Source organism: Paractinoplanes abujensis (assembly GCF_014204895.1).
Lineage (GTDB): Bacteria > Actinomycetota > Actinomycetes > Mycobacteriales > Micromonosporaceae > Actinoplanes > Actinoplanes abujensis.
In genome coordinates this window covers 4223380-4243228 of sequence record NZ_JACHMF010000001.1, presented here as the reverse complement: position 1 = coordinate 4243228, position 19849 = coordinate 4223380, and the positions used below count along the sequence as shown (strand labels likewise).

The window sequence follows — 19849 nt, the reverse complement described above, 5'->3', positions numbered from 1 at the left end:
GCCGCCGTTCAAGCGGGCCGCCCGTACGGGGCCTCAGCGGGCGGCCGTCGCGACGATCCGCAGCAGCGTGTTCAGCTGCTCGGCCTGATCCGGGGTCAGTCCGAGCGACTGCAGCACCTCGTCGACCGTCGCCGCGCATTCCTGAAGTCTCTGCCGGCCGATCCTGTTCCTGACCTTCGTCTCGCCGGCCCAAGTGGCCACCACCGAGGTGAAGATCTGGCCACCGGGCCGGCGCTGGGTATCGTCATCGACGCGACCCTGGTGCGCGGTGTGCTCGCCCCGGCGCTCGTGGCCGCGCTCGGCGACGCCAACTGGTGGTCGTGGCCCGCCGCGGAAGCTGGTGAGCAGCCAAAACTACACCGATGTAGTTAGGTGATCTTTCCGCGTACCGGTTGCCGGATGCCCATGCGTCGTGATCACTGGAGGGGTGAACTCCGCGCCGATGCTTGCGGCCGCCGGCCCCATGCCGGCCGGTCCCGGGTGGGCGTTCGAGTTCAAGTTCGACGGGGTCCGCGCGGTCACCACGGTGTGCGGGGGCCGGGTCGAGGCGCGGTCGCGCAACCTCAACGACATCACCGGCAGCTACCCCGAGCTGGAGGAACTGCCCGGGCTGCTCGCTGGGCGCGACGCCGTGCTCGACGGTGAGATCGTCGCGCTCGAGGGCGACCGGCCGTCCTTCGCCCTGCTGCAGCAGCGCATGCACGTGGCGGCGCCCAGCGCGGCCCTGGTCACGGCGGTGCCGGTGCTCTACTACGTCTTCGACCTGCTCGCCCTGGACGGTGCTGACCTCACCCCGCAGCCGTACGCGACCCGGCGCGAGCTGCTGTCGGGCCTCGGGCTGGTCGGCGAGCACACCCGCGTCCCGGCCCGGTTCGCCCACGCCGACGGGCCCACGGTGCTGCGCGCGGCCGAGCTGGCCGGGCTCGAAGGCGTGGTGGCCAAGCGGCTCGACTCGCCGTACCGGACCGGCAAACGCTCCGCCGACTGGACCAAGATCCCGCTCATCAAGACGCAGGAAGTGCTGGTCATCGGGTGGAAGCCCGGGTCCGGGCGGCGCTCCGGCACGATCGGCTCGCTGCTGCTGGCCGTGCACGACGAACGCGACCGGCTGGTCTTCGCCGGGCACGTCGGCACCGGCTTCACCGACAGCGCCCTGCGTCACCTGCAGACCGAGCTGGCCGCGCTGGCCCGGACGACCCCGCCGGTCGAGGGTGTGCCCCGCGAGCACGCCCGCCACGCCCACTGGGTCGAGCCCGCGCTGATCGGCGAGGTCGCGTTCCGCAACTGGACCCCCGACCACCGGCTGCGCCACCCCTCGTGGCGGGGCCTGCGCACCGACCGTTCCCCGGGGTCGATCCGCCGCGCCCCGGAACCGGTGCCACCGCCCAGCCAGGGCACGGTCATCGGGGCCATGCAGACCCCCGACGGCCGCTGGCGGGTCGAGGCCGTACGGCGGGGCCGGCAGGACTTCTTCCGCCTCATCCACGGCGACAACATCATCGACGGCCTGGTCATCGCCACCGTCGAGCGCCTCCTCGCGGAGGCCGGCGTGCACCTGGGCGACCTGGTCGATATTCGGGAGGGCTCCACGACCGGGGCCGCGTAAGGTGGCTCGCCGTGCGGATCGTGAGTGTGAACGCGTGGGGCGGGGCCAAGTTCGACGACCTGATCGCGTGGCTGCCCGAAGTGGGGGCCGACGTGTTGTGCCTGCAGGAGGTGACCCGCACGCCCGGGCACACCGGCTGGACGCATTTCGCCGACGCCGAGCGGGACCTGCCGCAGCGGGCCGACCTGTTCGACGACGTCCGCTCCGCGCTGCCCCGTGCCCAGGCGTTCTTCCTGGCCAGTGACTCCGGCCCGGTCACGGTGGGCGGCGAGCGGCAGCGCCAGGATTTCGGCGTGGCGACCCTGGTGGCCGAGCACTTGCCGGTCGTCGGCGTCGACTCCGCGTACGTGCACGGGGAATTTCTCGACCACGACGAGTGGGCCTCGACTCATCGCCCCCGCAACGCGCTGGCCGTGCGCACCGTCGACCGTGACACCGGCCGCGCGGTCTGCATCGTCCAGGCCCACGGTCTGCGCGATGCCCAGGGCAAAGGCGATTCCCCCGTACGGCGGGAGCAGGCCCACAAGCTGGCCGGCCTGGCCCGCCGGATCAGCCGCCCCGGCGACCTCACCGTCCTCTGCGGCGACCTGAACCTGCTGCCCGGCAGCGAGACGTTCACGATCCTGGCCGAGGCAGGCCTGACCGACCTCGTAGGCACGGCCGACACCCGCACGTCGAGCTACCCCAAACCCGTACGGCATGCGAGTTATCTCTTGATCTCCGACCCCGCCGCCGTCAAGCAGTTCGAGATCCCGGCGGCCCCCGAGGTCTCCGACCACCGCCCGCTCGTCCTCGACATCTGAGCCGTTGCCCTTGACCCGGTTCCCAGGACATCGTTTCTACTGGCCTGATGTTCGACGACTACCGGCGGCGGCGGGCCATCGCGCGGGTCAAGCCCGGCAACGGCCGGCCCTTGAAGCGTTTTCGCTGGTGGCAGACGTTTTCGCGATCGCTGTTCTTCCTGCCGCAGGGCGGGTCGGTCTACGCCGTCGACGTGCGGCAGTGGCAGCAGTTCACGACCGAGGACGGCAAGGGCAAGGCGCAGCTCTACCTGAACGGGGTGCAGGTCGCCGTGTCCACGCTGCCCGCGGTCTTCGAGGTGCCGGGTGGGGTGATCGAGGTCGCGTCGAGCCCGTTCGGCCTCAAACGCTGCCATTACGTCAGCGACGACGGCGCCGAGCGGCAGCTCACCCCCGACCCCGCGTCCAGCGAGGGCCGCCGCGCCCGGCTCGACCGCGACCATCCCGGCCTGAGCCGGACGATCGGGGTGCTCTCGGTGTTGCTGCTGCTCATCCCGCTGGCCCTGGCGGTTCCGCAGGTGCTCGAGGCGATCACCAAGGTGCCGCCGATCGCCGAGCGGTTCGGCCCGTTCGTCTCGCCGGTCGACCTGTCGGCCTGGCAGAACATCGCGCTCGGCCTGGTCGCCGCGGCGGCCAGCACCGAACGGGCGGCCCGGCTGCGCTACAACCGGCTGCTCGACACGGTCGGCTGAGCCCGGCATCGCACAGGGCGGACGCTGCCGCCGGTCGCCACTCCGCTTACCCTGGTCCGGTGACTGATCTTGACGAGACCCCCGTGCAGCCCGAGCTCATCGCCACGCACTACCTGACCAGCATCGACGACGTCACCGAGCACCTGAAGGCGGCCCACCAGCTCGGCCTGGGCGTGCGGGTGCGCAGCTATCTGGAGGCCGAGGAGGGCGAGGAGCCGACGGCGGGCTGGGAAGTCGAACTGCTCGTTTCCTCCCCCGTCGAGGAGCCCGAGGTCACCGAGCCGGCGGAGTAAGAGCCGCCTCGGCCCGGCCGCCGCACAGCGCCGGGCCGAGGCGTTCAGTCGCCGTTCGGCAACGCGGTGGCGTGGAGCAGCGCGCGGACGGCCGCGGCGTCGCCGGTGACGACGACGGCCTCGTCATCGATGCGGGCATTGCCGATCACGAGCGCTTTCCAGTCACGGGTGGAGGCCTCAGCGAGCGCGTCGACCTCGCCCGGAGCCGGGTCTTTGGTGATCGAGGTGCCCGCCGGGCTCACTGTCGCGAGGTATCCGACCGGCTCGCGGCCGGTGTCACGGGAGTCGGTCAATCTCAACGCGATGCGGCGCGGCGGTTCGCCTGCCGGAGCCGGGCGCGCATGGGCGCGCATCGCCAGGACGAGCGTGTCGGGGCTCATGTCCGCGTGCAGCGGCAGACGCGGGGACCGCACCGCCCACCGCGACAGCGCCGCGTTGACGTCTTCCAGGCCGCGTCCCCAGTCGGTGAGGTCGTAGACGGCGACGTCCGCGGGGCGCGGCAGGGTGCGCCGGACGACGACGCCGGACTCCTCCAGATCTTGCAGCCTGCGGGAGAGCACGCCGGGGCCGATGCCGGGGATGTCGTGGTGCAGGTCGACGAAGCGCTTGGGCCCCAGCAGCAACTCCCGCACGACCATCAGGGCCCACCGTTCGCCGATCAGGTCCAGCGCATGCGCGGAGGCGCAGCCGTCGTTGTACGACCCGTAGGTCCGTCGCGTCGCCATCGGACCACTCTAACTACTTGTGCGGTAGTGCGAACTACTGTTTTAGTATCGCCATGGTGACGAACGCTGCTGTGTGGACCGCGGTGCATCAGGAACGCGCGGCTCTGGCTCGCGACCTGGCAACTCTCACGGCCGACCAGTGGCGGGCGCCCACCGCCTGCGCCGGGTGGGACGTGCACGACGTCGTGGCCCACCTGGTCGACACCGCCAAGACGACGAGGCGCTCATTCCTGCGGGACATGGTCGTCGCACGCTTCGACTTCGACCGCCAGAACGCCGCCGGCGTCACCCGCGAACGGCGCGACGATCCGCGGGACACACTGGCCGAGCTCCGCTCCGTCGTGGAACGGACCAGCACCCCGCCGGCGCCCCTCGGCACCCGTCTCGTCGAGGCCTTCGTCCACGGCGAAGACATCCGGCGAGCAGTGGGCCTGCGCGGCGACTACCCGATCGCGCAGGTCACGCAAGCCCTGCACCTGCAACTCCGGACCACCGTGAAGATGGGCGGCGGTAAGGAACGCGCCAACGGCCTGCAGCTCATCGCCTCGGACGCCCCGGTGGACAGCGGGGCCGGCCCCCAGGTCCGCGGCACCGCCCTGGCCCTCCTGCTCGCGGTCTCCGGCCGTCCGCTGTCACCCGGAGAGATCACCGGCTCGGGAGCGCCGGAGCTCTGCGCTCGCGCCGCCTCCTGACGTGGCCGTTGCCGATTCGGTGGACGCCTACGTCGACGGCCACTCCCGCGCGGCCGGTCACCGGATGGTGAGGGCGATGATCAGCGAGGTCGTCCAGGCCGGGTCGCGCAGTTTGTCGCCGTACAGCTCGCGTAGTTGGGTCATGCGGTAGCGGACCGTCTGCGGGTGGATGAACAGCTCGGCGGCCACGTCCTCGCGGCGGCCCTGATGCCGCAGCCAGCTGCGCAGCGTGTCGACCAGTTTGGCGGCCGAGGCGTCCGAGGTGTCGCCGATCGGGGCCAGCACGTGCGCCCGCAGGTCGGCCAGGGCCTGCGGGTCGGCCGTGAGCACCAGTTCGGCCAGGTGCTCCTCGGTGTCGATCACGCCGCGGGCCGGGGTCAGGGCCAGGATCCGTACGGCCCGGTCGTACGAGGCCTTGACCTGCAGCCAGGGGCGGGCCGGGCCGACCACCACGTTCCGGCCGCGCAGCAGGCCCAGCAGCGCGTCGCGGGAGCTGCCGGCGGCGTCGGGCACCAGCAGCACCAAGCGGTCGGGCGCGCCCGGGCCGGCCTCGCTGAGCTGCAGGGTGCGCCGGTCGAGCAGGTCGATCGCGGCCCGGCTGGCGTGTTCGGGCACCAGCACGGCGGTCAGCGTGCGCGGGGGCGACCAGTCGGCGCGCTGAGCGGCGGCCATCACCGTGGCTTCCGGCTCGCCCGCGAGCAGGGCCCGGGCCAGGTGCTCCAGGTGGCGGACGCGGGCCCGGCCGGTGGAGGCGAGCTCGTCGGCGTGCCCGGCCACGCTGGCCGCGGACAACTCGTCGATGTAGGCGAAGACCAGCTCGGCGAAGTGGGCGATGGTCGCGGCGGGCTGCCCGCTGCGCACACTGATCTCGGCCAGTTCGTGCCAAGCGCTGCGCGCGCCCACCCGGTACGCCGCGAGCAGGGCGTCCAGGCTGCGGCCGTTGCGCGCCTCGCCCCGGCCCAGCGCATATGCCGCCTCCAGGGCCGGAGCCAGGGGAGACTGGGGATCGGGGCTGTGACCTCGCGAGACCAGGCCGAGGAACGTGCCCAGCGCGGCCCGGACCGCCCGCTCGATCTTGACGCCCAGATCGCCGGCGAACGCCTCACGGTAGGCCGGAACCTCGGCCATGATCGCATCGATGGTCTGGGTCGCGACGTGCGGCAGCCGTTCCCTCAGGGGTGTGACCACGGCTGGCGACAGACGGAAAGTCCGTACGTCCGGAAGAGGTTCAGACATGCTTAGTTGTCCCTCACGAACAAAAAACACGGGTTGATTCACTTCGCCTGGTCAGGAATCTACCCCGCCGACGCAGGAAGCTTGTTACGTGGCTGTTATACGCAACCTCCGGAGCGGCGCCTGGCGCGTCGTCGAGCTGATCACGACCCCGGTCGTCCCCGCGGACTACCTCGACGTGATCGCTCCGCTGCGCAACGCCCGCGTGCTCCGGGCCAAGATCGACGCGGTCCGGCCGGAGACCGAACGCAGCGTCACCCTCGTGCTGCGGCCCGGCCGGGGGTGGACGCCGCACCGGCCCGGACAGTACGTCCGCGTCGGCGTGGACGTCGACGGCGTACGGCTGTGGCGCTCCTACTCGATCACCAGCGCACCCGGCCGCCCCGACGGGCGCTTCACCATCACCGTCAACGAGGTGACCGGTGGCGCCGTCAGCACGCATCTCGTGCGCCAGGCCCGCCGCGGCGCGATCGTGCACCTCGACCCGCCCGCCGGCGAGTTCCTGCTCGACGAGCCCCGCCCGGCCAAGGCGCTGTTCGTCACCGCGGGCAGCGGCATCACCCCGGTCATGGGCATGCTGCGCAGCGCGCTGCACGAGCTGGCCGACGTCGTCGTGGTGCATTCCGCCCGTACGGCCGAGGCAGTGGTGTTCGGCTCCGAACTGCGCGCGCTGGCCGCCGCGGGCCGGATCCGCCTGATCGAACGGCACACCCGGGCCGACGGCCGGCTCAAACCGGCCGACCTGGAAGAACTCGTGCCCGACCTGTTCGACCGGCAGACCTGGGCCTGCGGCCCCAACGAGCTGCTGGACGACCTGGAGACGCACTGGGCCGACGGCGGTCACCCGGCCCGGCTGCGCACCGAGCGTTTCCGCCCCGCCCTGATCAGCGGTGGCGGCGGCGGCACGGTCACCTTCAGCCAGTCCGGCACCGTGGTCGAGACCGACGGCTCGCAGCCGCTGCTCGACTCGGGCGAGGACGCCGGCGTGCTGATGCCCTCGGGCTGCCGGATGGGCATCTGCTTCAGCTGCGTGCTGCCGCTGCGCGAAGGCGCCGTGCGCGATCTGCGCGACGGGCAGCTCACCGTCGCCGAACCGGGCGACAACATCCCCGTACAGACCTGTATCTCGGCCCCGGCCGGCCCCTGCACCATCGACGCTTAGGACACACACATATGACGACCATCCAGCGCAAAGACGCCAACCCGATCGCCCACCTGACGGCTGCGGACATCGAGCAGATCGGCATCGAGCTCGACGCCATCCGCGACGAGGTCATGGGCAGCCGGGGTGAGAAGGACGCCGCGTACATCCGGCGCGTGATCGCCTGGCAGCGCGGGCTGGAGCTGGGCAGTCGCGGAGTGCTGCTGTTCTCGATCTTCCCGCCGGCCTGGCTGGTCGGCACGGCGGGCCTGTCGGTGGCCAAGATCCTGGAGAACATGGAGATCGGCCACAACATCATGCACGGCCAGTGGGACTGGATGCGCGACCCGAAAATCCACTCCACGAAGTGGGAGTGGGACCACGCCTCCCCGGCCGAGCAGTGGAAGCACTCGCACAACGAGCTGCACCACACGTACACCAACGTGGTCGGCCGCGACAACGACCTCGGCTACGGCATCATGCGCGTCGACGAGGACCAGAAGTGGCACCCGGCGCACCTGGGCCAGCCCTTCTACAACTTCGTCAACGCCTGCTTCTTCGAGTACGGCATCGCCGCCTACGACCTCGAACTGGGCCGGAACCTGGCCACCAAGGAACGCCGCCGCGACCCGCAGTTCCGGGCCGCCCTCAAGAAGGTGCGCCGCAAGATCGGCAAGCAGGTGCTCAAGGACTACGTCGTGCACCCCGCGCTGTCCGGCCCGTCGTTCCTGCACACGATCGCGGCCAACTTCACGGCCAACCTGATCCGCAACGTGTGGAGCCACTCGGTCATCATGTGCGGCCACTTCCCCAACGGCGTCGAGACGTTCGAGAAGACGTCGATCGAGGGCGAGACCCGCGGCGAATGGTACGTGCGGCAGATGCTCGGCTCGGCCAACATCAGTGGCAGCAAGGCCATGCACCTGATGACCGGCAACCTGTCCCACCAGATCGAACACCACCTGTTCCCGGACATGCCGAGCAACCGCTACAAAGAGATCGCCCCCAAGATCCAAGACCTTTTCCAGCGGTACGGGCTCTCCTACGTCAGCGGCCCGCTGCCCAAGCAGGTCGCCTCGGCCTGGTACAAGGTCTTCCGGCTCGCCCTGCCCAACCGCGGCGAAGCCGCCGTACGCCGCCCGGTCGCCAAGAAGGCCCCGGCCGTGGCGAACCGCTGGCGCCGCGCCCAGGCCCCGGCCACGCCCACCCCGGTCACGACCGCCGCGCCCTCAGTCTGAGGCAGGTCCGCCGCCGAAACCGATCTCGTTGCCGTCCGGGTCACGGAAGACCGCCTTGCGTACGCCGTTGCCGTAGGTCTCGCGGACGTCGGGCTCCAGCCCCCGGGCGGCGACCTCGGCCAGGCGTTCGTCGAAGTCGCTGAGAAAGACGGTGACCAGACCATGCCCGGCGTGCTCCGGGCGCACCTCGATGTAGACGTAGCGGTTCTCGGCGAGCTCCCACACCGCCTCGGTGTCATTGGGCAGAAACGAGGGCGGTCCACCGAGAAGCCGCTCATACCAAACCGCCGCGGCGGCGAAGTCACGAACAGACAGCCCCGCAAACAGGTCGACGGTCATGCCGGACAGCGTAGAACCCCGCGGAGCCGTCGGCCCGCTACGCCCGTCACGCCGCCGCGCCGCCTCGAACCGCCACGCCGCGCGGCCTCGAACCGCCACGCCGCGCGGCCTCGAACCGCCACGCCGCGCGGCCTCGAACCGCCACGCCGCGCGGCCTCGAACCGCCACGCCGCCACGCCGACTGGCGTCGCCTCGCACCGCTACGCCCGCCTGGCACCGATTAGCCCGCCTCGCGCCGCGTCCGCCACGGCGACACGCCCGCCCCGCCGCCCTCATCTCCGGCGCGCCGACCCGCGCTGCGCCCGCTTGGCCCCGCCGAGCCTGCCCCCGCGCGTCTGCCCCGCCTCCGCACCGCGCTCGCCTCGAGCCTGCGGCGCCCGCCTCCGGTTGCGCCCGCCACCACGACACGCCCGATCCGCGGCGCCCGCCCCGCCGCGCCGGTCCGGCGCCACGCCTGCTCAGCGCCGAGCCGAGCCGCCGCGCCGAGCCGCCGTCGCGCCGTCCCGCCGCCGCGCTATCCCGCCAAGCCCGCCGCCGCGCCGCGTAGGCCGCGGCGACACGCCGGCCCGCGGCGACCAACTCGCGCGACGGGTTGGCTTCGGATGACCCTGGCGCAAATTGGTTTGTTGTGGAAACCTATTGGCATGACCGCTAACCCGCTTCCGGCTGCTGGGGATCCGCGCCGGCTGCTTTCCGAGATGCGTGCGCTTTCCCACCGCGTACGGCTTGATCAGCGCATGACCTGGGCCGCCCTGCTGGTGCTGGCCGTGGCCGTCCTGGCCGCCATCCCGTTCGACTGGTTCGGCATGTGGGTCAGCTGCACCCCTGACGGCAGCTGCCAGTTCGCGCGCCGGGGCATGCTCTACTTCTGGCCCGCGGCCATGGTGCTGATGTACGCGGCCATCGCCTACATCTACCTACGGGCGGCCCGGGAGCGCGGCGTGGGCGCCCGCGTCCTTCCGTACGCGATCACCGGCGCGGCCACGGCCGTCGTGTTCCCGGCCGGGTGGATCGCCGTGCAGATGTATCTCGACCGCAGCCCGTTCCCCGACCCGCTGCCGTACTGGGGTTTCGTGCTCGACCGGCTCGTCATGCCGTGGGGCACGATCGGTATCGTGCTGCTCGTGCTGGCCTGGCTCGAACGCAACGTGGCGCTGCTCGGGTTCACCCTGGCCTATCTGGCCCTGGTGGTGTTCGTGCTGCCGATGAACGACGGGCTCGCCCTGTTCGACTGGGGGCTGCGGGCCGGCATGGCCGTGCCGCAGGTGATCGCCGGGGTGGTCCTGCTGCTGGGCGCGCTCGGTTTCCGGGTCGCGGCCCGGCGTCAGCGGTGACGGCCGTGACCGGCGCCGAGGACGCCGCGCACCCGGTGACCGGCCTCGACGAGGTGGTGCACCAGCGCGTACGGCTGGGAATTCTGACGGTCACGCATGAGGCGCGCCGGGTCGAGTTCGGCTATCTGAAGTCCAACCTGGAGCTGACCGCGGGCAACCTCTCCAAGCATCTGAGCGTGCTCGAGGAGGCCGGCCTGGTCGAGGTCGAGAAGGGCTACGAGGGTCGTCGCGGCCGCACCTGGATCAGTTTGACCGCCGCCGGACGGGCCGCCCTGGCCGCGGAGATCGGCCGCCTCAAGCAGCTGATCGCCCGGGTCGAGACCAGCGAGGCCTGATCAGTCGTTCGCCGCGGTCAGGTAGCGCAGGCCGCGCTTGAGGAACGTACGGGGATTGGTGTCGAGGTAGCGCGCCCAGGGCGGGTCGGGCTCGCCGCGCAACCAGGCGTAGCGGGCCAGGCCGTAGCCGTACATGGGTTCGGTCAGGTAGCCGAGCCGGCTCGTCTGGGTGTAGCTGTAGTCGCCGCGAACCTGGCGCGAGAAGTCGAACGCGGAGTTGGCGCTGAAGATGCCGTAACCGAAGAAGATGGTCAGCAGGTCGGTCAACGGTTCGTGATCGTCCCGCCCGGCTTCACGCTGCAGCAGCACGTGGCCCAGCTCGTGCGCGATGGTGGCCACCAACGCCATGGGCCGGGCCGCCTGGTCGTCGCGGATCCCGATGATCGATTTGCCGTTGCGCACGCGGTGATGCCCGGCCGCGCCCGAGCCCGCTGTGTTGATCGGGACGTGGGCCGACAGGTCCGGGTTGTCGTCGGCCTCGTCGTGTTCCAGCACGATGCGGGCCGGGTCGAGCCCCATGTGGGCGCAGAGTTTCTTCAGGACCGCCTGTACGTCCTGCCGGGAGCCGCTGTACTCACCCGGGAAGTAGTCGTCGGTGGGCAAGATGACCTCGGCGCGCAGGCGATGCGGGCCGAACTCGGTCACGAACCAGTCCATCGACCGGTCGATCCATTCCTGTTCGACCGGCCGTACCGGGCACTCCGGCCGCCGCTTCCAGAACATGCCCGGAGTGTGCGCCACGCCCGCAAGCCTTTACCGTCACTGGGTGGCCCTGACCGACCTGCACCGCGGCTTCCGTGACGACGCCCAACGCCGGCGGGCGGCCGAGCTGGTCCTGAGCCGGCTGGGCGACGAGCGCAGGCAGGCCGAACTGCACAGTCTGCTGCAGTTCACGGCGCAGCTGTCCGACGAGCGGGCGGGCATCGACGAGGCGTGGCTGGCCGAGGCCTTGCCCGGCGTCAAGCTCATTGTGGTCGAGGCTTTGATCCGAGCCGTACGGGCATCGCCTCAGGCCGTCGACCACTGGATCGCCGTCACGTCGCGGCCCGGTCCGCTGCTTCCACCGGAACCCGTGCTCGACGGCACCGTGCTGCCGGCCCACCATGGTGACCTGCATCGGGCCGCCGCCCACTACCGCCTGGTCAGCGAGACCGGTGACGTGCACGCCCTTTACGCCCTGGGCTGCGTTTACTGGACCCTCGACCAGCAGGAGAAGGCCCGGTCCGACGAGCACTTCTGGATGCCGGCCTGGCGCATCACCGAGGTCTGGCAACACGCCGCGGACCTGGGTTCGGTCGAGGCCATGTACGCGGTGGCCATGATGCAGGACCCCGGCTCCCGCATGGCGCTGCGCTACTTACGTCAAGCCGCAGCCCACGACCATCCGGCCGCCTGCTACGCCCTCGGCTACGAGGCGGTCCAGCGCGGCGACCGCAACGAGGCCCTGATGTGGTGGACGAGGGCCGCCGAAGCCGGCCACGAGCCCGCCATCGCGGCGATCCCCCTTCTCGAGATCTACTCGGTCGAGGGGGAGAGCGATCCGATGTGACTCGCTCACACCCACCGGTGGTGAAGGCGGGCTGAGGGCTCGCCGGGGCCGGCGAGGCGGTCGGCGACCCGATGCAAGGTCCATGCGAGGTGCCGCCGGACGGGACCCGGCGGCCGGGGTGCGAGCACGGGACTGTCCGGCAGTGCTGAGTTCATGGGCCGGGTCGTGGCGCCGGTGACGATGGGGGTCAGGCCTAGTGCTCTGGGCGCACCACGCCGGGTTGCCGGCCGGCGCCGGGCTCGAGGTGTCCCCATCGCCGGCCGCGGCCCGGAAGGCGCTCGCGACGGCCATCGAACTGCGCTGAAGGTGTGCGCCGCCGAGGTCGGATGTATCGGGCTGTTCCTGGACTCGAGCACGAATCACAGCCGGCGCTGGTGCACCGACGGCTGCAGCCTCGACGCGAAGATGCAGCGGCAAGCGCGGCGGCGCCGGGCGACATCGAATCGTTGGAGAGTTCGGGCACCGCGGCGGGACGAGAAACGAAGGAACGGAACCATGGTGAACTGGGTGGACGGGGCGATCGACGACCCGCGGCCGGCGTCGGACACGGCGGTGCGGGAGGCGCAGGAAGAACTGGAAGTCGTTCTGCCGCCCGAGTTTCTCGCCGTCGCTCAGGTCCACCAGGGTGCCGCTCCGGTCCCGGCCGGGATCGACCTGCCCAACGGCTTCGGCACCGCCGTCGATCATCTGCTGCATTTCGCGGACGCGCCGTTCGTCAGCAACATCGTCGCTGCCGTCTTTCCCCTGCTCGACGTGCTGGACGAGGGCATCATCCCGTTCGCCGCCGACGTGGGCGGCGACTTCTTCTGCTTCGACTACCGCGCGGACGACAAGCACCCGTCGGTCGTCTTCTGGAGCGTGGACTGGGGTGTTGTGCCGCTGGCCCCGGACTTCGCCGGCTTCCTGGGCATGCTGCGGCCCTAGACCGGCCGGCCGCCGTCAAGCGCGCGTATCACCGGAGGCGGCTGGTCAGCGTCTCGACGTCGATCGGGCCGACCTCGGTGGCGGGCACCGTGCAGGCGTGGGCGCCGGCGATGGCGCCCAGGCGGAGGCAGCGGGCGAGGGGTTCGCCGGTGAGGTGGCCGTACAGGAAGCCCGCCACGAAGGCGTCGCCGGCGCCGTTGGTGTCGCGGACCTCGGCCGGGGGCGTCGCCGGCCCGTACGGGGAGATCTGCCCGTCGGCGGGGTCGAGCACGTAGCCGCCCCGGTCGCCCGCGGTGGCCACGACCACGGCCCGGCCACCGATCGAGCGCATCGCGGACTCATGGTCGGGCAGGTTGACCGTGGACAGGAACACGATGTCGGCCTGCTCGGCGAAGCGGCGGTGGTGGTCGTCGGCGCCGTCCCAGTCGTGCAGGTCGGTGGAGATGGTCAGCCCGGCCGCGACCAGTGCGGGGATGGCCTCGGCGCACGGCTCGGTGACGCAGACGTGGGCGTGCCGGGCGGTGCCCGCGAGCGTGGCCAGCAGGTCGGGCGGGAACGTGACGCCGCCCGCGCCGCGGCTGGAGTCGTACAGGGATTGCCGGCGGCCCCGCGGGTCGACCAGGTTGACCGACCGTTTGGTGCCCCGCGGGGTGCCGATGGTGTGGAACGGCACGCCCTGCCGCTCGTGCAGGTCGCGCACCAGGGCGCCTTCGGGGTCGTCGCCGAGCACGTCGAGGTGGGTGGTGGGCAGGCCGAGCGCGTGCAGGCCGAGCGCGACGAAATCGCCGGTCTGCCCGGCCCGGGTGTGCACTGTGGAGTGGGTGGAGTCGGCCGGCGGCAGGGGCAACTGCGGCACCCGTACGACGTGGTCCACGCCCGCGCCGCCGAGCACCAGCACACCGGCGCGCGCGGGCACCGGCTCGGCGACCAGGAGTTCGGGGGCCGGACCGGCGACGATCAGGGTGGCCCGGGCCCAGGGCTGTTCGCGCAGCAGGAACGGCAGCTCCTCGGCCAGCCACTTCGCGATGTGTTCGCGCTGCTCGGGGGAGTCGCCGTCGCGCGCGGCCAGCAGCCGTTCCTGCTCGTCGAGGTCGCCCTGCACGTAGATCGAGGCGTCGAGCCAGGGCGCGAGTTCCGAACGGAGGACGCCGGTGCCCTCGACCCACACGACCGGCGCCCCGGCCGGCACGCGGATCGAGCCGGAACGGTCGTGCGCGGCCCAGGCCGCCGGCCGGAAGTCGACCGCTCGGCCGCGGTGCAGGGGTGCCAGCACGTGCTCGGCCAGGGTGGCGCCCCAGTCGAAGTAGGCCAGGTTCCACGCGACGTCGTCGGTGTGCACGATCGCCGAGCCCGGCACCGCCGTACGGAGTCTTTCCGCGAGGGTTGTCTTGCCCGCGCCGCCGCGGCCGTCGATCGCGATGATCCGCGGCCGGGCGCTCACGCCGGGCGACGCGTCGAACAGGCGGCGGACGACCTCGTCCAGCGTGGTCGCGCGCCGGCCGGTGGCCTCGATCTCGCCCGGGTGCAGCCGCATCGGCTCACGATAATCTCCCGGCGCCGGACCGGACGGTTGTGAGCCGGGGAATGGAAGCTAGCCGGTAGTGCGGTTGGGGGCTTGCCCTGACGACAGCGGGCCGGCCGCGGAGGATCGTCTTCGACATGACAGTTGTTTCGTACGCCCCGGCGGTCGGCCGCACACTGGCTGACGTTCTGCGCGAGGACGGCCCGCTGCCGGTCGCCGGCGTACGGGCCCTCGGCCTGCAACTGCTCGACCTCCTCGAGCGCACCGGCCACGGCAACCTGCACCCCGGCTCGGTCTACCTGCACGACGACGGCCGGGTGGCGCTGCTGCACCCGGCCCCCGGCGCCGTCGCCTGCGATCTGGCCGCGCTCGGGGCCACGCTGTTCGCGGCCACCGGGGGTCGCCCCGGCCCGCTGCGCCCGATCATCGAGGACCTGCTGACGGCCGACGACCGTCACCTGGCCGCGCGCACCCGGGCCGCCCTGAGCTTCGACTGCTGGTCGCGGTAGGCAGGACGGTCGGCGGTGTGCATGACATGTCGCGCCTGGCGGGTCTGCCCGAGCTGACCGGCGTACGGAAGCTGTGGTTCTCCGGCTGGTACGACGGCCCGCTGACCGGGATCGCGGTGCACGACGGGCGCGAGTACTGGTATGTCATGGTGACCGGCGACGAGCCTGGCGGGCACTGGGATCTCGACCCGCGCGTTTTCGTTCTGCATCGCCTGACCGACGAGCAGCTGGCCGACGAGTGGGAGGCGCATCGCAGCTTCGCGGCGGCCGGTCTGCCGGGTTGCCTCCACTCGCCGGCGTGTCCCGAGGCCGGCACCGGGGCCGAGGCGGTGAACGCCGTGCGCGACCGATGGCCCGCCGAGCAGGAGGACGCTTACCGGGAGGCGCCCGCGATCGGCTGGTTCCGCGACGCGTAGCGCGCATCCGGGGGACGACAAGCTACATCTTCACCTGAGAGGCGCGGACGGCCCGGCGCTTGGCCCGGGCCATCCGCCACAGGAACGCCGGCGTGGGCGGGACCCAGCCCAGCTGCGTGGCCATGCCGAAGTCGTCGCGGTTGGCCCAGTGCTCGAAGACCTGCCCGTCCCTCATCCGGAACCAGTGGGTCTGGGTGATCGCGAACGTGCGCCCGGTCGGCGGCATCACCTGGGCCACCTCCCCGCGCTCGTCGTAGGACACGAAGTCGCCGACCTGGCGGCCCGACATGGTGCAGTGCACCGCGATCAGGTCGCCCTCGGCCACCGTGTCGTGGACGTCGAAGCGCAGGTCGGCGAACCCGGCCCGCAGCCAGCGGGCGGTCGCCGCGAACGCGGCCGGCCCCTGACCACGGCAGGCCGGCGGCTCCGCTTTGCCCTCACGGTTGGTGGCTTGCGGATGGACGATCGGGGTCAGGTCGTCGAGGTCGCCCGCCGCCATGATCGTCATGGAGCGGATGCAGACGTCGGTTTCCAGGGTGCGCATGATGCCTCCACGGAACAATCGGATACAGTGGAGAAGTATTCGATACCAGTGAACGGTAATCAATGACGCGTCGCCCATACGACAACACCCGCCGGGCCGAGCAGGCGCGCCTGACCCGCCGCCGCGTCCTCGACGCCGCCCGCGCCCTGCTGGTCGAGCGGGGCCCGGCCGCCGTCACCATGCGCGACGTGGCAACCGGCGCCGGGGTCTCGGCCGAGACGGTCTACAAGACGTTCGGCACCAAGGCGGCCCTCGTCAAGGACGTGTACGACGTCACGCTGGCCGGCGACGACGAGGACGTCCCGATGATCGACCGCCCCGAGATCCGGGCCGTCCACGCGGCGACCAGCCCGCAGGGCGTCCTCACCGCCTATGCGCACGCGGCCCGCCTGATCAGCGGACGGACCGGGCCGCTGCTGGCCAAACTGCTGGCGGCCGCCCGTGGGGGCGACCCCGACCTGGCGCAGTTCCGCGAGACCATCAACCGTGAGCGCATGGTCGGGGCGAGCGGGGTCGTGCGTCACCTCGCGGCCATCGGTGGCCTGCGCGCCGGCGTCGACCCCGCCCAGGGCGCCGACATCGTGTGGACGCTGATCGCGCCCGAGGTCTACGAACTGCTCGTCGGTGACCGCGGCTGGACCCTCGACCAGTACGAGCGGTGGCTGGCTCAGTCGTTCATCGACGCCCTCACCTAGGATCGCGGCCGTGAGCGACAATCTGCATCCGGTGCGGCGGGTCCGGGTCGGCGAGCTGAGCGCCGACATCGACGAGGAGCTGGCGCCGATCATCGAGGCGATCTGGCGTCTCGGCTGGACGACGTGGACCTGCTGCCAGAATGCGGGCGAGAGCAACGCCGGCTGGCCCGAGAAGCTGCCGCACATGGCCTCGGTGGTCGCGGCCCAGCGGGGGTGGGCCTACATCGACTTTCCCGTCGATGACGGGCTCGCGTTCCTCACCGCGCTGGCCCAGGCCGGGCCCCGCGACGCGTTCTACCTGCGGATGACACATTGGGCGGCGCCCGATTCCTGGCACGTGAACGCGCGCCCGATGGACGCCGCGATGTTCGACTCGTTGCGTGAGTCCCGGTTCGCGTTGCGCCTGCTGCTCATCCGGTTCCCGGCCTACGACGGCCCCGAGATCCTGCGGCGGCTGACCGCGTACGCGGCGGGTGAGCTGATCCCGCCGGCCCCGGTCGACCGGTCGAGCATGGAGCCGCCGCAGGCCTGAGCGGGGCTCAGGGCGCCTTCGGCGGGTCGAGAGCCCATTCCACGGTGACCGTCACCGACAGCTGCTGACGGCCGGGTTCGATCGGCACCGACGCGTCGGCCGCGGCGAACCGGTCCTGCCCACCCTGCGGCCAGACATTGGTGGCGCCCTCGCTCACCCGCACGACTCGGCCCAGCGGGCGGCCCGCCTCCCGGGCGTAGAGCTCGGCCTTGCCCCGGGCGTCGGCGAACGCCTTTTTGCGGGCCTGGGCCAGCAGCGCGGTGTCGTCCGCGATGGAGAACGACACCCCGTCGAGCCGGGCCGCGTCACCGCCCGCGGTCACGGCCGCCGACATCAGCGCGCCGCCCCGCGACAGGTTGCGGATCTTCGCGGTCAGCCCCTGGCGCACCGTGTAACCGGTGATCGGGCCGTCGTCCTTGCGCATCGACGTGACGTTCACGTGGGAAGTCTGCAGGTCGGCCTTGGTCACCCCGCCGCGCACGAGCGTGTCCCGCATGCGGGTGGCCGCCGTGGTGGCCTGCTTCAAGGCCGCGGCCACGGTGGTCGCGCTGGTCTCCACGCCGAACGTGGCCTCGAGCGTGTCGGGCTCGCCGGACACGGTTCCCCTGCCGGTCACCTGCACGCTTTCCCGCTGCGCAACGTCGGCCGAGGCAACCGCCGGGCTGCTCCCCAGAAGCAGCGACACAGCCATGATGGACGCCGCAAGCGCCCGATTAATACCCTTTTGCATAGTGCCACGGTATAACGTCCGATTCGGGGGCGAGCGCCCACCGCCGAGCTCATCGAGCGTCGTCGGTCTCCGGGAGCCCGCGCCGGCGACGCTGCTCGGGCACCCCGGCGAGCAGACAAGCGCGGGCCTGGGCCGGGTCGGCCCGCACCCGGTCGCGCAGCTCGGTACCCACCGACGCTGACCGAGCCCGGTCGCAGCGGGACGCGATTTGTAGAGTGCCGCTGTATCGATCAGGACCTACGCCTGCGGAGTTTGCTGTGGACACCGAAGACGAAGCCGCTCGGAGCCGAGTGGACGCCGGCCCACCGCATCGCGGACGCCGGGACGCTGGTCGCTGACCTCGCCACTGCCGCCGTGCCGTGGCTGGCCGCGACCCGCGACCCGCGGGCTCTGCCGGAGGCGGTTTCCGACGGCTTGCTACGGCCCTGGGCCTTCGCCCAGGACCTGCTGGAATACCTCGTCAGTCAGGACCAGCCCGGCCCGGCCGAAGCGTTGATCGGCCGCTACCTGTCCATCAGCGCGGCCCACCAGGAGTCCTTTGCCGAGGGACGCCGGCTGGCCCGGGCCGGTCGTCGCCCGGACTGGCACACGACGCCCGCGTTCGGCTGGAGTTGTGAGGTTCTTGGCCTGACCGGTCCCCGCTCAGGAGGATGACGGGCTCGAATAACCGCGGCGGGCGAAGTCGGCGGCCACGTCGTCGAAGACCGCTGCGGCCAGGCCGGGCCGGGCCGCGGCCTCGGCGAGGGGCAGTTCGACCTGCGCGTCGTAGCCGGAGAGGCCGGTGTGCTGCTCGACGATGTGCCCGAGGGCGTAGATCGCCTGCACGACCCGTACGGCGTCGGCGCCCTTGTACCAGTACGGCACGGTGATGCCGGCCTCGCCCGCGTACAGGCTCAGCTGGATGCCGGTGGGCTCATGGTTGAGCTCGTAGTGCGAGCCGCCACTGGTGTCGGTGACCTCGCCCAGGATCCGGCGCGCATCGGTCAGAACCGCGTTCCACGTACGCTCGCCGGGCCGCTCACCGGGCTCGTCGTCCTCGCCCAGGGTTTCGAGCAGGTCCTCCCACGACTGGTCGGCGGGCTTGTCGACGAAGGTCAGGTCGTAGCTCACGGCGGCGTCCTCAGCGCAGGCGGCGGCTGGTCAGGCCGGCCGGGGGATGGGCGATCACGTCCTGGGCCGCGATCAGTTCGAGTTCGCGGGTGCCCGCCGCGAGCGTCGCCTCCAGGACGGCGAAGATCGACGACACCGTCCGTTCCAGGGCCGTCGGCGGCGAGTTCGTGGTCCACAGGTGGGCCAGGTAGAGCGCCGCGGTGATGTCGCCGCCGCCGTTGGGGGTGATCGGCAGCAGGGGAGTGGTCACCGCCCACGCGCCTTCGTCGGAGACGGCCACCACGTCCACCGTGCCTTCGGCAGCGTCACCGTGCACGACGCTGGTCACCAGCACGTGCCGCGGACCGGTTTCCCGTACGACGTCGACCGCGGCCAGCACCTCGTCGAGTGTGGTCGTCACCCGTCCGGACAGGAAGTCCAGCTCGAAGTGGTTGGGCGTGATGATGTCGGCCCGGGGCACCACGACGTCGCGCATGTACTGCGGGATGCCCTCCTTGACGAACAACCCCCGGCCCACGTCGCCCATCACCGGGTCGCAGCAGTAAACGGCGTTCGGGTTGGCCGCTTTGACCCGGTCCACGGCGTCCAGGATCACCGCCCCCACCGCCGGGTCGCCCTGATAGCCCGACAGCACCGCGTCGGCCGTACCGAGCACCCCACGGTCGTCGATGCCCGCGATCACCTCGGCCACGTCGGTCGGCGCCAGCAGCGGCCCGCGCCAGGCGCCGTACCCGGTGTGGTTGGAGAAGTGGACGGTGAACACCGGCCACACCTCGTGCCCGAGCCGCTGCAACGTGAACGCCGCGGCCGAGTTGCCGACATACCCGTACGCCACCGAGGACTGAATGGAGAGGATCTTCACCCGCCCATTCTGCCGGTCCGCCCGCACC

At 71.7% G+C, this 19849-nt stretch carries 27 protein-coding genes and 1 pseudogene; 17 read left to right on the top strand and 11 right to left on the bottom strand.

The features are described from left to right. Positions 1–33: 33 nt before the first annotated feature. Positions 34–204: a hypothetical protein gene (locus BKA14_RS18960; protein WP_184952261.1), complete on the bottom strand. Its 171-nt coding sequence runs from the start codon at positions 202–204 to the stop codon at positions 34–36. 238 nt (positions 205–442) lie between these two features. On the opposite strand from BKA14_RS18960, the gene ligD reads away from it, so the two are divergent. From ligD to BKA14_RS18940, 4 genes are read left to right on the top strand one after another with little or no spacing between them, the layout of a single operon-like run. Continuing rightward, entirely contained in the window at positions 443–1606 is a 1164-nt protein-coding gene (gene ligD / locus BKA14_RS18955; RefSeq protein ID WP_184952260.1) for a non-homologous end-joining DNA ligase, read from the top strand. Between the two features lie 11 nt (positions 1607–1617). Then, the gene (locus BKA14_RS18950) at positions 1618–2409 is read left to right on the top strand and encodes an endonuclease/exonuclease/phosphatase family protein (protein ID WP_184952259.1); all 792 of its coding nucleotides are present in this window, start codon (positions 1618–1620) and stop codon (positions 2407–2409) included. 47 nt (positions 2410–2456) lie between these two features. Next, positions 2457–3098, top strand: coding sequence for a hypothetical protein (locus tag BKA14_RS18945; protein ID WP_184952258.1), 642 nt, complete (start codon positions 2457–2459; stop codon positions 3096–3098). A gap of 59 nt (positions 3099–3157) precedes the next feature. Beyond that, positions 3158–3391 carry a hypothetical protein gene (locus BKA14_RS18940; protein WP_184952257.1) on the top strand — a complete coding sequence of 78 codons (234 nt, stop codon included), beginning with the start codon at positions 3158–3160 and terminating at the stop codon, positions 3389–3391. A 44-nt stretch (positions 3392–3435) separates the two neighbouring features. Here the strand turns inward: BKA14_RS18940 and BKA14_RS18935 are convergent, their stop codons facing one another. After that, complete coding sequence (locus tag BKA14_RS18935) at positions 3436–4116, bottom strand: winged helix-turn-helix transcriptional regulator (RefSeq protein WP_184952256.1); 681 nt, start codon at positions 4114–4116, stop codon at positions 3436–3438. A gap of 56 nt (positions 4117–4172) precedes the next feature. Between BKA14_RS18935 and BKA14_RS18930 the strand changes: the two genes are divergently transcribed. Further along, positions 4173–4808, top strand: a complete 636-nt coding sequence (locus BKA14_RS18930; RefSeq protein ID WP_239093040.1) for a maleylpyruvate isomerase family mycothiol-dependent enzyme — start codon at positions 4173–4175, stop codon at positions 4806–4808. A 57-nt stretch (positions 4809–4865) separates the two neighbouring features. Here the strand turns inward: BKA14_RS18930 and BKA14_RS18925 are convergent, their stop codons facing one another. After that, complete coding sequence (locus BKA14_RS18925; protein ID WP_184952254.1) at positions 4866–6044, bottom strand: PucR family transcriptional regulator; 1179 nt, start codon at positions 6042–6044, stop codon at positions 4866–4868. A gap of 88 nt (positions 6045–6132) precedes the next feature. Here BKA14_RS18925 and BKA14_RS18920 point away from each other — a divergent pair, with 88 nt between their 5' ends. Beyond that, the gene (locus BKA14_RS18920; protein WP_184952253.1) at positions 6133–7203 is read left to right on the top strand and encodes a ferredoxin reductase; all 1071 of its coding nucleotides are present in this window, start codon (positions 6133–6135) and stop codon (positions 7201–7203) included. Between the two features lie 11 nt (positions 7204–7214). Beyond that, on the top strand, positions 7215–8420 hold the full coding sequence (locus BKA14_RS18915) for a fatty acid desaturase family protein (RefSeq protein WP_184952252.1): 1206 nt from the start codon (positions 7215–7217) through the stop codon (positions 8418–8420). Here BKA14_RS18915 and BKA14_RS18910 read toward each other — a convergent pair. Then, on the bottom strand, positions 8412–8759 hold the full coding sequence (locus BKA14_RS18910; protein ID WP_184952251.1) for a VOC family protein: 348 nt from the start codon (positions 8757–8759) through the stop codon (positions 8412–8414). The genes BKA14_RS18915 and BKA14_RS18910 overlap by 9 nt on opposite strands. Positions 8760–9403: 644 nt before the next feature. On the opposite strand from BKA14_RS18910, the gene BKA14_RS18905 reads away from it, so the two are divergent. Beyond that, positions 9404–10093 carry a hypothetical protein gene (locus tag BKA14_RS18905; protein WP_184952250.1) on the top strand — a complete coding sequence of 230 codons (690 nt, stop codon included), beginning with the start codon at positions 9404–9406 and terminating at the stop codon, positions 10091–10093. Beyond that, entirely contained in the window at positions 10090–10428 is a 339-nt protein-coding gene (locus BKA14_RS18900; protein WP_184952249.1) for a transcriptional regulator, read from the top strand. Before BKA14_RS18905 ends, BKA14_RS18900 begins: the two co-directional genes overlap by 4 nt. On the opposite strand, the gene BKA14_RS18895 is transcribed toward BKA14_RS18900, so the two are convergent. Then, positions 10429–11151 (bottom strand): hypothetical protein, encoded by a 723-nt coding sequence (locus tag BKA14_RS18895; protein WP_184952248.1) that lies wholly within the window; start codon positions 11149–11151, stop codon positions 10429–10431. It abuts the gene before it with no gap. 43 nt (positions 11152–11194) lie between these two features. On the opposite strand from BKA14_RS18895, the gene BKA14_RS18890 reads away from it, so the two are divergent. From BKA14_RS18890 to BKA14_RS18885, 3 genes and pseudogenes are all read left to right on the top strand, one after another. Beyond that, positions 11195–11977, top strand: coding sequence for a tetratricopeptide repeat protein (locus BKA14_RS18890; protein ID WP_184952247.1), 783 nt, complete (start codon positions 11195–11197; stop codon positions 11975–11977). Positions 11978–12130: 153 nt separating this feature from the next. Continuing rightward, positions 12131–12394, top strand: a pseudogene (locus BKA14_RS45590) (CGNR zinc finger domain-containing protein); the annotation flags it as partial. 78 nt (positions 12395–12472) lie between these two features. Further along, a complete protein-coding gene (locus BKA14_RS18885; protein WP_239093042.1) occupies positions 12473–12901 on the top strand; it encodes an SMI1/KNR4 family protein in 429 nt (142 codons plus the stop codon). Between the two features lie 28 nt (positions 12902–12929). On the opposite strand, the gene BKA14_RS44140 is transcribed toward BKA14_RS18885, so the two are convergent. Beyond that, entirely contained in the window at positions 12930–14435 is a 1506-nt protein-coding gene (locus tag BKA14_RS44140; RefSeq protein WP_239093044.1) for a PfkB family carbohydrate kinase, read from the bottom strand. A gap of 125 nt (positions 14436–14560) precedes the next feature. On the opposite strand from BKA14_RS44140, the gene BKA14_RS18870 reads away from it, so the two are divergent. Beyond that, a complete protein-coding gene (locus BKA14_RS18870) occupies positions 14561–14932 on the top strand; it encodes a protein kinase family protein (protein WP_184952245.1) in 372 nt (123 codons plus the stop codon). Between the two features lie 26 nt (positions 14933–14958). Continuing rightward, the gene (locus tag BKA14_RS18865; protein ID WP_184952244.1) at positions 14959–15348 is read left to right on the top strand and encodes a hypothetical protein; all 390 of its coding nucleotides are present in this window, start codon (positions 14959–14961) and stop codon (positions 15346–15348) included. 22 nt (positions 15349–15370) lie between these two features. Here the strand turns inward: BKA14_RS18865 and BKA14_RS18860 are convergent, their stop codons facing one another. Further along, entirely contained in the window at positions 15371–15892 is a 522-nt protein-coding gene (locus BKA14_RS18860; protein ID WP_184952243.1) for an ester cyclase, read from the bottom strand. A 62-nt stretch (positions 15893–15954) separates the two neighbouring features. On the opposite strand from BKA14_RS18860, the gene BKA14_RS18855 reads away from it, so the two are divergent. Together BKA14_RS18855 and BKA14_RS18850 are read left to right on the top strand one after the other, a co-directional pair. Then, entirely contained in the window at positions 15955–16587 is a 633-nt protein-coding gene (locus BKA14_RS18855) for a TetR/AcrR family transcriptional regulator (protein WP_184952242.1), read from the top strand. Between the two features lie 10 nt (positions 16588–16597). Continuing rightward, entirely contained in the window at positions 16598–17119 is a 522-nt protein-coding gene (locus BKA14_RS18850) for a hypothetical protein (RefSeq protein WP_184952241.1), read from the top strand. Between the two features lie 7 nt (positions 17120–17126). Here BKA14_RS18850 and BKA14_RS18845 read toward each other — a convergent pair whose 3' ends face one another. Together BKA14_RS18845 and BKA14_RS44135 are read right to left on the bottom strand one after the other, a co-directional pair. After that, positions 17127–17810 carry an SIMPL domain-containing protein gene (locus BKA14_RS18845; protein WP_239093046.1) on the bottom strand — a complete coding sequence of 228 codons (684 nt, stop codon included), beginning with the start codon at positions 17808–17810 and terminating at the stop codon, positions 17127–17129. 88 nt (positions 17811–17898) lie between these two features. Next, the gene (locus tag BKA14_RS44135; protein ID WP_260416530.1) at positions 17899–18021 is read right to left on the bottom strand and encodes a hypothetical protein; all 123 of its coding nucleotides are present in this window, start codon (positions 18019–18021) and stop codon (positions 17899–17901) included. Positions 18022–18101: 80 nt separating this feature from the next. Between BKA14_RS44135 and BKA14_RS18840 the strand changes: the two genes are divergently transcribed. After that, positions 18102–18503: a hypothetical protein gene (locus tag BKA14_RS18840; protein ID WP_184952239.1), complete on the top strand. Its 402-nt coding sequence runs from the start codon at positions 18102–18104 to the stop codon at positions 18501–18503. Here BKA14_RS18840 and BKA14_RS18835 read toward each other — a convergent pair. Beyond that, entirely contained in the window at positions 18492–18959 is a 468-nt protein-coding gene (locus tag BKA14_RS18835; RefSeq protein ID WP_184952238.1) for a hypothetical protein, read from the bottom strand. The two genes, BKA14_RS18840 and BKA14_RS18835, sit on opposite strands and share 12 nt — an antisense overlap. 10 nt (positions 18960–18969) lie before the next feature. Next, on the bottom strand, positions 18970–19821 hold the full coding sequence (gene pdxY / locus BKA14_RS18830) for a pyridoxal kinase PdxY (protein ID WP_184952237.1): 852 nt from the start codon (positions 19819–19821) through the stop codon (positions 18970–18972). Between the last annotated feature and the right edge of the window lie 28 nt (positions 19822–19849).

What these genes read in the sequence shown, in the direction of transcription:
- BKA14_RS18870 (WP_184952245.1), top strand. Translation starts at nt 14,561, where the DNA reads ATGACAGTTGTTTCGTACGCCCCGGCGGTCGGCCGCACACTGGCTGAC.
- ligD (WP_184952260.1), top strand. Translation starts at nt 443, where the DNA reads ATGCTTGCGGCCGCCGGCCCCATGCCGGCCGGTCCCGGGTGGGCGTTC.
- BKA14_RS18860 (WP_184952243.1), bottom strand. Translation starts at nt 15,892, where the DNA reads ATGCGCACCCTGGAAACCGACGTCTGCATCCGCTCCATGACGATCATG.
- BKA14_RS18885 (WP_239093042.1), top strand. Translation starts at nt 12,473, where the DNA reads ATGGTGAACTGGGTGGACGGGGCGATCGACGACCCGCGGCCGGCGTCG.
- BKA14_RS18865 (WP_184952244.1), top strand. Translation starts at nt 14,959, where the DNA reads ATGTCGCGCCTGGCGGGTCTGCCCGAGCTGACCGGCGTACGGAAGCTG.
- BKA14_RS18945 (WP_184952258.1), top strand. Translation starts at nt 2,457, where the DNA reads ATGTTCGACGACTACCGGCGGCGGCGGGCCATCGCGCGGGTCAAGCCC.
- BKA14_RS44140 (WP_239093044.1), bottom strand. Translation starts at nt 14,435, where the DNA reads ATGCGGCTGCACCCGGGCGAGATCGAGGCCACCGGCCGGCGCGCGACC.
- BKA14_RS18845 (WP_239093046.1), bottom strand. Translation starts at nt 17,810, where the DNA reads ATGGCTGTGTCGCTGCTTCTGGGGAGCAGCCCGGCGGTTGCCTCGGCC.
- BKA14_RS18855 (WP_184952242.1), top strand. Translation starts at nt 15,955, where the DNA reads ATGACGCGTCGCCCATACGACAACACCCGCCGGGCCGAGCAGGCGCGC.
- BKA14_RS18915 (WP_184952252.1), top strand. Translation starts at nt 7,215, where the DNA reads ATGACGACCATCCAGCGCAAAGACGCCAACCCGATCGCCCACCTGACG.
- BKA14_RS18905 (WP_184952250.1), top strand. Translation starts at nt 9,404, where the DNA reads ATGACCGCTAACCCGCTTCCGGCTGCTGGGGATCCGCGCCGGCTGCTT.
- BKA14_RS18910 (WP_184952251.1), bottom strand. Translation starts at nt 8,759, where the DNA reads ATGACCGTCGACCTGTTTGCGGGGCTGTCTGTTCGTGACTTCGCCGCC.
- BKA14_RS18925 (WP_184952254.1), bottom strand. Translation starts at nt 6,044, where the DNA reads ATGTCTGAACCTCTTCCGGACGTACGGACTTTCCGTCTGTCGCCAGCC.
- BKA14_RS18895 (WP_184952248.1), bottom strand. Translation starts at nt 11,151, where the DNA reads ATGTTCTGGAAGCGGCGGCCGGAGTGCCCGGTACGGCCGGTCGAACAG.
- BKA14_RS18935 (WP_184952256.1), bottom strand. Translation starts at nt 4,116, where the DNA reads ATGGCGACGCGACGGACCTACGGGTCGTACAACGACGGCTGCGCCTCC.